Source organism: Microcystis sp. M31BS1 (genome assembly GCF_020245285.1).
GTDB lineage: Bacteria > Cyanobacteriota > Cyanobacteriia > Cyanobacteriales > Microcystaceae > Microcystis > Microcystis panniformis.
In genome coordinates this window covers 1-10,759 of record NZ_JADBVE010000341.1, presented here as the reverse complement: position 1 = coordinate 10,759, position 10,759 = coordinate 1, and the positions used below count along the sequence as shown (strand labels likewise).

Here is a 10,759-nt window from a genome sequence, read left to right as displayed (position 1 = left end):
GACTAAATCCTTATCTGGCAAGAGACTTAATTGATTAGTTCGCTCTAGATCAAAAATAATTGACAAAAATCGCCAAATGCCTTTCTATATAAGGGTTCCATCCCTTATAACCCCCGTCCATTGCATAACAAAAACCGAAGAACCCAACTTCTTCGGGTACAGTCAGGATTATTGCCTCAATCAATTCAGGTGTTTATTCGGTGTAAATATGAATAAATTCGATAAAATCAGTTAATTATGCGGAAATATCTCCGTTTAAAACTAAATAAAAAATATTTACACTAATCAACCGCATCTTTTATGCTATCATTTCTAGGAACGGGTTATTTTTAATAATGTCCCCATTTGATCAAAGACAATGCTTGCTTTAGAACAGCTTTATGAACGGGAGTATGATCGCTGGTTAAGCGAGACGATCGAGTTATTAAAAAATCGTCAGTTAGATCAGTTAGATTACGAACATTTGATCGAGGAGTTGGCAACTTTAGGACGGAGCGAAAAAACTGCTGTTAAAAGTTTAAGTTTGCAAATAATAATCCAGCTGCTACTCTATCAATTTTGGACAACAGAAAGAGAAAGAAATAGTAATCATTGGACGGCAGAGATGATCACTTTTCGAGTACAATTAGAAGATAAGCTCACCACCAATTTAAGCAAATTTCTAGAACTAGAGTTAGACAATATCTATGAAAACGCTCGCTTAATTGCCGAAAAAAAGACAGGATTAAAAAATTTACCGATAATTTGTCCCTACTCTCTGAGACAAATTCTTGAGAAACAGTGGTTTCCCGATACAGATAATCAATAAACTCTCAAAAATATGGACTCTCACAACAGTGAACCGATTATAATTGCCGAAGCTGTGGAAAAATGGTACGATAACCGCTTTCATGCTTTGCGGGGAGTCAATCTCACCGTTAATAAACAGGAAGTTGTCGTGATTATGGGACCGTCTGGTTCGGGAAAATCCACCTTTATCCGCACTTTTAACGGGTTAGAATCCTATCAAAAAGGCCGCATTATTATTGACGGAATAACTGTTTCCCACAACCTCAAAAATATCGAGGCAATCCGTCAGGAAGTCGGGATGGTTTTTCAACAATTTAACCTCTTTCCCCATCTGACGGTATTAGATAATGTCACCCTCGGACCGATGTGGGTGCGCGGTTGGAAAAAAGCGCAAGCGGAGGAAATAGCCAGAAAACTCCTCGAAAAAGTTGGTATTCTCGAACAAGCGCTTAAATATCCCCCTCAGTTATCGGGAGGACAACAGCAGCGGGTGGCAATTGTTCGCGCTTTGGCCATGCAGCCGAAGGTGATGTTATTCGATGAACCCACCTCAGCTTTAGATCCGGAAATGGTGCGAGAAGTCTTGGAAACGATGCAAAGTTTAGCCAAATCCGGGATGACCATGGTTTGTGTCACCCACGAGGTAGGATTCGCGCGAGAAGTGGCCGATCGAGTGGTATTTATGGATCAGGGTTTAATTTTGGAAATTGCCCCCCCAGCAGAATTTTTTAATCATCCCCAATCCGATCGAACTCAGCAATTTTTAGCAAAAATTCTTTGATTTTCCATGACTTGATCATTAAACCATCTCTTTTTCTTCTTCTACCTCCACTAAAAGGGGAACGAGATTTTCATTTAAACGACCGGATCGAATTAATTCTGCGTAGGTATTAGCTTCGATATCGAGTAAAGTATCTTGAAATTGTTCGGCCACCACATCTTTTAATTGTGGGTGTTCCTCTAGTAATTTTTGCAACTGATCCCCCAAGGACTTTAATTGTCCTTCCACTAGAGTTTTTTTGTCGCGATAAAATTCGGGATCGATATCGGGAAAACGTTCTGGTTGTTGCAGATAATTAGACACCCTAGTTAAAGCAATTTGACGAGCAATTAGGGCCGAATATTCGCTCCGAATCGGTTGATCACCGATAAGATTGAGGGCATTTAACAGCCATTGTATAGATAATCCTTGCACCAATAAAGTAAATAAAACCACCCCAAAAACCACGTCAATAATTTCTTGACGGTAGGGGATAGACGTAGGAACACTTAACGCTAGGGCGATCGAAACCGAACCGCGCAATCCTCCCCACCATAACACCGTTCTTTCCTTAAAACTGATCCTATTGCCCGTAATTAGGTTACTAATTCCCCCTAGTCCAAAAATGGACAGCAAACGGGAAACCACCATAGCGGCGATCGCTATTAAAATCCCGGTTAAGTGACTACCAAGACTCTCAAAACGGGTTTGATCGCCGATCAGTAAAAAGATGATGGAATTGACAAAAAAGGCGATAAATTCCCAAAATTCGCTAACTACCAAGCGGGTGCGGGGACTCATCCCAATGCGGGAACCGAGATTACCGAGAATAATCCCGACAATTACCACCCCAATCACACCGGATCCGCCTAATTTTTCCGTGACGAGATAGGTTCCGTATGCAGAAACTAGAGTCAGAGACTGTTCCACAAAAGGCAAATCGAAGCGTTGGGTAAGGTAGGAAATGCCGAAACCGATCACGCAACCGACACCGATCCCAATCCCCACAAAGGTGCAGAAACGAGCGATCGTCACGGGGACGGAAAAGGTATCGACTCCCAAGGGAATCCCCACCAAGAGGACGAAAGCGACCACAGCGACCCCATCATTAAAGAGACTTTCCCCTTCCATCAGGATCGTCAGTTTTTTACTGGCCCCCAATTCTTTAAATAGGGCAATCACAGAGACGGGATCGGTGGCAGCTAGGGCAGCCCCCAACAGAAACGCGATCGATAGGGGTAAATTAGCAAAGATATGTAGGGGATAGGCGACTCCCAAAACGGAGATAATTACCCCGATAACGGCAAAAAGGACGATAGTAACCCAATATTCCTTTAATTTAGCCCAAGGAATATTCCAAGCGGCTTCAAAAAGGAGGGGAGGCAGAAAAATTTCCAGAATTAATTCCGGGGAAAGATTAACTAGACGCAAATCTAAAAAAGCTAAACCCATACCGACAATAACTAACAGCAGGGTGTAGGGAATTTTGCGGAGGAAGGCAACGGTTCTCGATAAAGTGGCGACACTCAAGGAAATGGTCAAAACTAGCAGGAATTGCTCTAAATTATGAGCGATCGCCTCGTTAGCAGTAGATTCTAGGGTCATTAGTTATCAGAGATGGGTGTGGGGTGTGGGGTGTGGGGTGTGGGGAGGTGGGGTGATGGGGAAGTGGGGTGATGGGGAAGTGGGGTGATGGGGAAAGTGGGGAGACCACTTCGTGCGCGTTGCGGGGGGAAAGTGGGGAGGTGGGGGAATTTCAACTAATACCCTAAAACCCCAAAACCCCAAAACCCCAAAACCCCAAAATCTAACACCCTAGTCATTCCCAGACTGAGGAGAGATTTTCAAAGAGGAAATGGCCCCTTCTTCTATCGGGGTTTCTGATGTATTCCTTTCCCCACCCAGAGAGGGAGTTTTACTATTGCCAGAACCGCCACTTTTCGGGGGTTTCGAGGAGAGGAATCGGGCCTCGAACTGTTTAATCAGCACATACAACACTGGGACAAGAAATAAACTCAACACCGTCGAAATCAGATAACCGCCTAGGATTGCAGTTCCCAGGGACCAACGACTCATCGCTCCGGCGCCGGAAGCGATAACCAAGGGCAAGAAACCGACTAAACCGGAAATAGCCGTCATCAGAATTGGTCTTAAGCGTTCCGTCGAGGCCCGGGCCGCCGCATCGGGAATACTTAAACCCAAAGTACGGGACTGGTTAGCGAATTCCACGATTAAAATCGCATTTTTTGCCGCTAAACCGATTAACATGACCAAAGCCACCTGAGCATAGATATTATTATTCACCGTCGGGAAGAGACTACCCACTTGTAGGAAATTCGCCCGCAACAGTATAGCCCCCATGGCACCCAGGATCGCTAGGGGAACGGTAATCATGATGATAATCGGGTCAATGTAGCTTTCGTACTGGGCCGCAAGGACAAGGAAAACCACGATAAAGGCTAATCCGAAGATTACTGGGGCAGCCCCGGCGGAAGTTTTTTCTTGGAAAGCTGTACCCGTCCAAGCGTAACCGAAACCGGGCTGCAGGACTTTCCGACAAACATCTTCCATCACTGCGATCGCCTGTCCCGTACTAAAACCGGGAGCGGGATTACCCTGAACGTTAATCGAGGGATAGAGGTTAAAGTTAGTGATAATCGGTGGATAGGTGAAGCGTTTGACGCTAACTAAACCCGATAGGGGAATATTGGCCCCGGTACGGGAACGGACGTAAAGACGGTTAATATCTTCGGGATTAGAACGATAATCCGCTTCTGCTTGGGCAAAGACTCGATACAAGCGATCGCCTAGGACGAATTGGTTGACGAAGTTGGAACCGAGATAGGTTTGCAGGGTACCGAAAACGGACTGCATATCGACGTTTTGGGCCTGTAGCTGGTTGCGATTGATGGAAAGTTCCAGCATCGGCGTGTCGGTGGTAAATTGGGTGAAAATTCCCGATAATTCCGGTCTTGTTCGGGCCTCAGCCATGACGTTATTAGCGTTGGCAATCAAAGCGTCCATGGGGAAAGAAGCGCGGTTTTGGATAAATAACTCGAAACCGCCAGTAGAACTTAATCCATCTACAGGGGGCGCATTAACGGCGAAAGCGCGAGCATCTCGGACTTTAGTGGCTAATTCTCGGTTAATTTTCCTGAGAATGCCGAAAACTGACTTATCTTCCCCAGTCCGCTCCGACCATTCTTTTAACTTGACAAAAAATAGCCCTTGGTTGCTGCCACTTCCGGCAAAACTAAAGCCCGCCATACCGACAAAGTGTTCCACTTCTTCGATACCGGCGAGAATTTCTTCGTTAATCTGACGGATAACCCGGTCGGTGTAGCGCAGGGAAACCCCGGGGGGTGCTTGCACCAAAACGAAGGCATAACCTTGGTCTTCTTCGGGGATAAAACCCTGGGGAGTGGTGCTATAACTCCAAGCTGTGAGAAAGAGGGCGGCGATAAAGAAGGGTAAAACCAGAAACCGAACTCGGATCAGAAATTCGATCAAGCGTCGATAACCTTCTTTAACTGCGTTGAAACCCCGATTAAAGCCCTCGAAAAACAGTCCCAAGGGTCCGCGGGTGCCTTGGGGCGGTTTCATGATAATCGCCGACATGGTGGGGGAAAAACTGAGGGCGTTAAAGGTGGAGATCAGAATTGAAGCGGAGATGATAACGGCAAATTGTCGATAAACGATCCCCACCGTACCCGGGAAGAAGGTGACGGGAATAAAAACCGCAAATAGTACAAGAGAACTGGCAATTACCGCCGAGGTTAACTCCCCCATGGCATCAAGGGCAGCTTGAAATGGCCGCATTCCCTGTCGTAATTTTTCCGATACCGCCTCTACAACCACGATCCCGTCGTCCACCACTAACCCGGTGGCTAGAATGACGGCAAACAAGGAGAGATTATTGAGAGAATAGCCTAAAGCGAGGGCGACGGCCATGGTTCCGATCAAAGATACGGGAATAGCGATCGCCGGAATGATCGTGGTGCGCCAATCCTGAAGGAAGATAAAAATGACTAGAATAACCAGTAAAATCGCCTCCACCAGAGTGCCAACGGCTTCTTCCAGGGAGGCGGCGACAAAGGCGGTATTATCGAGGGTAATGGCGATATTTAACCCCGGGGGGAAACTTGGTTCTAGTTCCGCCATTTTCTCTTTTACCAGTTTGGCAGTATTCCAAGCGTTGGAACCGGGCAACTGATAGACGATATAGACAACGGCGGGGGATTTGTCGAAATAGGCGGCGGTACTGTAGTTTTCGGCTCCGATTTCTGCCCGTCCCACGTCTTTAATTCGGATTAAATCGCCATTTTCCCCGACTTTGACGACAATATTTTCCGCTTCCTCCCCGGTGGCAACCCTACCAACGGCGCGAATGGCGATCTGGAATTCCTGATCTTCGGGACTAGGATCACCGCCAATTGTCCCCGCACCCACCTGAATATTCTGTTCTCGGATTGCTTGTACTACTTCGTCCGCCGATACACCCCTAGCGGCTAAAGCATCGGGATTAAGCCAAAAACGCAGGGCGTATTCCCTCTCCCCGATGATGGTTGTACTACCAACCCCCTCGATCCGGCGAATCTCGGCATCGATGACTCGATCAACAAAGTTACTTAAAAAGACCGTATCGTAGGGATAATTGCCCTTTTCGTCCGGTTTGGCGGAAATCCCGTAGGCAAGGGTAACGCTGGGGGATTGGGTATTGGTTGTCACCCCCTGCCGGTTCACTTCTTCCGGTAAACTAGCGGCCGCGGTACTGACACGGTTTTGTACCAAGACTTGGGCAATGTTACGATCCATTTCCACCGGGAAAAAGACATTCACCGTACTTTGTCCGGTGTTGGTACTCTGGGACTGCATATAAACAATCTGTTCTGTCCCGTTAATCTGGCGATCGAGTACCGTGGTAACGTTATCCTGTACGGTTTTGGCATCGGTTCCCAAATAGTTGGCATTCACCGCTACCTGAATAAATGCCAACTGCGGCAGTTTTTCTAGGGGTAAAAAGGGAATAGCGATCGCACCGATCAAAACGATTAAAATCGAGCAAACTGTGGTCAAAACGGGTCTTTTAATGAAAGTATCGGCAATACTAAGGATCATAGGGCGTTACTGGTTCATTTTTTCTAGGATAGTTGCGGCAGTGGGAGATTTACGAGTCAGATAATTAAATATTAATAGTTTAAAGATGGTATCTAGGATAACGGGAACAGTGGCCACAAACAAGCTGATAAATGTAATATTCTCGCGCCAACCAAAGTGCCGGAACAAAGTTTCTAAGATTACCGTCCAACCTTCCGCCGAGTGAAACCCGACAAATATATCGGTAAAGAGGATAAAGATAAAGGCTTTGGTGATATCATTTAAGCTGAGAAAATAACGACTAACATAAGCCCGCGTAATCGCCAATTGTTGACGACCAAAAATTAAGATCGCAATAAAGGCTATTAATCCAGTAATATCGGAGAGTAAGTTTTTCCAACCATCTTGACTTTCATAACCCGCTTCTCTGAATAATTCTTGCACCTGTTCCCGAAAGGTTTCTTCTGATTCTTGCCCTACTTTTGCTACTCCTAAAACGTGCTTGATTTCTTGTATTTCTTGAAGTCGAGCAAATTCTTGGAGATATTTTTCGCCAATTTCCTGAGAAATATAAACTTCTGATATTTTCGCTCTATCCACACCAAAATAGTTTAGAACAGGGCTAAAAATAAAGTTTCTACTAATAACCTGCACCGAGAGAGGAACTAAAATAATAATCAGGATAAAACGAATAGCAATACGTTGCTGCTGTCGCAGGGTACGGAGTTGTTTGATGACAGTTTGTTCGTATTCGGGGGTTAATTCTTGCTGGAAGTTAAAAAATTTATTACTGGTTGCAGGAGAAATTATCTGGTTATCTTTATCCCTGGGTTTATCACTGGTGAGATTGGTATTAGGCAGATTTGGGGTTTGATTATTCGGTAATGGGGGCAGCAATTCCCCTAAATCTAGGCGATATTTACCGATAATATCCTCGATCGCTTTTAAAGTCTCTAGGATGTTATTATTTTCTGGGTTAGTTTGCGGATTGATAAAATTACCCAGACGCACTTGAGTTAAATCGAAACGTATCTGTAATAATTCTCGCTCTAGGGTACTTTGAAAGTAATCATAAACACTTTTTCCTCCCACGGCAGCCGGGGAAATTTTTTGTCCCCCAAAATGTTGATCTTCGATCGCTTTAATTTTCAACGCTCTCTGATAAGCTGATTCTAGGGACCCTAAAGAGCGTCTTTCTACCCATTGATTAACTCGATTCCAAGGCACGGCTATAATCCTCGCTTTTCTGTCATCACAATCACCACGGTAAGCTATCAGCGTTGGCTAGATATCTACTTTCGAGAAATATCCATAATATTACATTTTGAGCGCAGGTGATACACCCCTACCATTGCCGAAATACACCGTTTCTCATCAAAATATTGTAGGGGCGAATTGCATTCCCCCTCTTTTACAGCGTTTCTCATCAAAATATTGTATAATCTAATTGGTTATTGACGACCGATGACTGACTCCCTAAAACGAAAACTTCCTAGCTCCCCCTTAGGATAACTGATCTAATTAAACTTAGCAATAACTTTTAGATATTGAATGCTCCTCAACAAATAAACTATAGTTACTTTGAAAGATTTCAGGGGTAAATCTATTAGCCTGTTGCCGACAACTTTCTGGAGCAATTCTATCACCCTGATCCACAAAATATTTAACTGCTTCTACCAAAGATTGGGGATTTTGTTCCCCAAAAAGTAATCCTGTTCCCTGGGGAGAATTTTCCCGCAGCTCCCGCACGGTTTCTAAAGCACCTCCGGCGGCAAATGCAATCACGGGAGTGCCACAAGCTTGCGCTTCCACTAAAGCAATACCAAAATCCTCACAGGCAGCATAAATAAACGCTTTTGCTTTCGACATATATTCTGCTACCATTTGATCGGACACTGCCCCTAAAATCTGAATATTATCCCTTGCTAACTGACGAATTAAAGCCATCTGTGGACCATCTCCAATAACTATTAAGGGTAATCCCAATCGATTAAATGCTTCCACAATTAAAGGGACTTTTTTATAACTAACCAAACGAGAAACTACTAAATAAAAATCTTCTTTTTTCTCTTGGTAGGGAAAACGCTCGATTTGTACGGGAGGATAAATAACTTTTGCCTCCCGTCGATAACAGCGCCAAATTCGTCTAGCGGTGTGGTGGGAATTAGCCAAAAAATAGTCCACACGATTAGCAGAAATCACATCCCACTGACGCAAACCATGCAAAAGATAACGGGTGAAAATACCGGGTAATCCCTGTCCTAACCTACTATTAGCCAGATAGTCAAAAGTTAAATCCCAAGCATAACGCATCGGAGTGTGACAATAACAAATGTGAACCTGATCCGGTCGAATTAAAACCCCTTTAGCCACACAATGGGAGGAGGATAAAATTACATCATAATCCTCTAAATTTAACTGCTCGATCGCCAAGGGAAGAAAAGGTAAGTATTTTTGTACGCCATTTCTCGCTTTCGGGAAATTTTGCAGAAAAGTTGTCCCGATCGAGCGACCATAGAGATAACTATCGGGATTAGTGGACTCAAAATCGATCAAAGCGTATAAATCCGCCTCTAGACATTGTAAAATCTCCCTAACCACTAATTCCGATCCCCCCGTCGCTTTTGGGGTTAACCACTCGTGAACCAGAGCATACTTCATAGGATAATCAATAATCTCAGCCGTAATTATAGCAGTAAGGGATCAGCAGTTTAAGAGTTCACTTTCCGGCTTTCTCTTCGCCAAAATTACCGACACATATCAGATCACGGTAAAAACCCCTAGGAAGAAATTATTAAATTTTTCAAGAAAAATTGCAAAGTTTAGTAAAAATTACTAGCCAGATCAGATGATCGAGTTCATAATGGGGATCAAGGAAAAAATAGACTTAAACCGATTGGGATCAAGAAAAACTAGCTTTACATACAAAAGATAACTAATTAATGAGGTTTGCTATGATCACCCTGCAACAAGTGCGCTGTCCTAATTGTGGAAATTTTGCCGAAAGACAGCATATTTTAGAACACCATCTCGTTAGCACCGCCTGTTCTCACTGTGATTATCTGTTAGTTAGTTGCAGTCTCACAGGAAATGTACTAGAGTGCTATGCACCCGGTATTGGTTTAAGAAATTAACACTGCCCCCTAGCCAGATCGAAAATGTCTTGTCAAAATTAGAGTGAGAAGACAAAATCAAGGAGCTAAGTAGCTATGGGGGGTAATTTCTTCAAGGGAGCGATCGCCCTGGGGGTAATAGCGGGGATTATGGGATTTACCAATCCCCCCCAAGAACTTTACAGCGAATACGCCGCCGAAAAACTCCTCGCTCATGCCGACAAAATCGCTTGCGAGAAAATCAGTCTCTGTGGCTCGATCGATTCTTTGCCGGTGGCAGCCAGAAATGTGATCAAAAATCAAATCTTAAAACCAGCGATCGAAACCTCTAGTCAACGGCAAAATCTAGGTGTGTTCAGTATTTACACCACAGAAGTACCGGGGGTAGCTAAAATTAGAACTCTTGGCGCTTTTGGGCATTTCTTGACTTTCTCGGAGACTTAGGTGAGATTACTGCCAGCTTAAATAATAGACCTCTTGTAAAAATCAAAAATTGTTGTTAGGGTTAGGAGTCAGTAGTCAGGAGAATTAAGAAGGAATAATAATCAGTTAAATGGTCTATTTAGGGCTGGCTGAATAAATCTTAAAACCTTGTTGGGTAAGACTTTTAGACCTTTTGTCAATCAAAAAGTACTGGATATAGGAGTGATCGGGGGAAAATCCCTGGACTTTTTCCCTGAAAATTAGGTACTTGGCCCCCTCAAAACTGGTAAAACCCCACACCCCACACCCCACACCCTACACCCCACACCCTACACCCCACACCCTACACCCCACACCCCACACCCCACACCCCACACCCTGTCCCCACGAAAAACTTTTTCAGCAGACCCTAATTATGCAAGAGGTTTAATGAGTTAAGTTGACATCCTCGCCGCCCTAAAAGTGCGGCGATTCCTAAACCTCACGATTTAAGTTTCTGCTTCCACCACCGTCGCATACCACAGTTAAAAAACCATGTACTGTCTTACACAGAGTCCACAGACTTTCGCCCCATTTC

8 protein-coding genes are annotated in these 10,759 nt (G+C 44.5%); 4 read left to right on the top strand and 4 right to left on the bottom strand.

What is annotated here, in order from left to right; translation table 11 throughout:
- Positions 1-358 precede the first annotated feature (358 nt).
- Together IM509_RS19275 and IM509_RS19270 are read left to right on the top strand one after the other, a co-directional pair.
- Positions 359-808, top strand: coding sequence for a DUF29 domain-containing protein (locus IM509_RS19275; protein WP_185238064.1), 450 nt, complete (start codon positions 359-361; stop codon positions 806-808).
- 12 nt (positions 809-820) lie between these two features.
- A complete protein-coding gene (locus IM509_RS19270) occupies positions 821-1,570 on the top strand; it encodes an amino acid ABC transporter ATP-binding protein (RefSeq protein ID WP_002762440.1) in 750 nt (249 codons plus the stop codon).
- 18 nt (positions 1,571-1,588) lie between these two features.
- Here IM509_RS19270 and IM509_RS19265 read toward each other — a convergent pair whose 3' ends face one another.
- The 4 genes from IM509_RS19265 to IM509_RS19250 all read right to left on the bottom strand — a co-directional run bounded on the left by IM509_RS19265 (position 1,589) and on the right by IM509_RS19250 (position 9,307).
- Positions 1,589-3,154, bottom strand: coding sequence for a cation:proton antiporter (locus IM509_RS19265; protein WP_185238063.1), 1,566 nt, complete (start codon positions 3,152-3,154; stop codon positions 1,589-1,591).
- A 210-nt stretch (positions 3,155-3,364) separates the two neighbouring features.
- Positions 3,365-6,667, bottom strand: a complete 3,303-nt coding sequence (locus IM509_RS19260) for an efflux RND transporter permease subunit (RefSeq protein ID WP_072926293.1) — start codon at positions 6,665-6,667, stop codon at positions 3,365-3,367.
- A 6-nt stretch (positions 6,668-6,673) separates the two neighbouring features.
- A complete protein-coding gene (locus IM509_RS19255; RefSeq protein WP_072926291.1) occupies positions 6,674-7,873 on the bottom strand; it encodes a proton extrusion protein PcxA in 1,200 nt (399 codons plus the stop codon).
- Positions 7,874-8,173: 300 nt separating this feature from the next.
- Positions 8,174-9,307, bottom strand: coding sequence for a glycosyltransferase (locus IM509_RS19250; protein ID WP_185238062.1), 1,134 nt, complete (start codon positions 9,305-9,307; stop codon positions 8,174-8,176).
- A 293-nt stretch (positions 9,308-9,600) separates the two neighbouring features.
- On the opposite strand from IM509_RS19250, the gene IM509_RS19245 reads away from it, so the two are divergent.
- Both IM509_RS19245 and IM509_RS19240 read left to right on the top strand, forming a co-directional pair.
- Positions 9,601-9,780 (top strand): hypothetical protein, encoded by a 180-nt coding sequence (locus IM509_RS19245; RefSeq protein ID WP_002738058.1) that lies wholly within the window; start codon positions 9,601-9,603, stop codon positions 9,778-9,780.
- 75 nt (positions 9,781-9,855) lie between these two features.
- A complete protein-coding gene (locus IM509_RS19240; RefSeq protein ID WP_002762448.1) occupies positions 9,856-10,203 on the top strand; it encodes a DUF4359 domain-containing protein in 348 nt (115 codons plus the stop codon).
- The last annotated feature ends 556 nt before the right edge of the window (positions 10,204-10,759 follow it).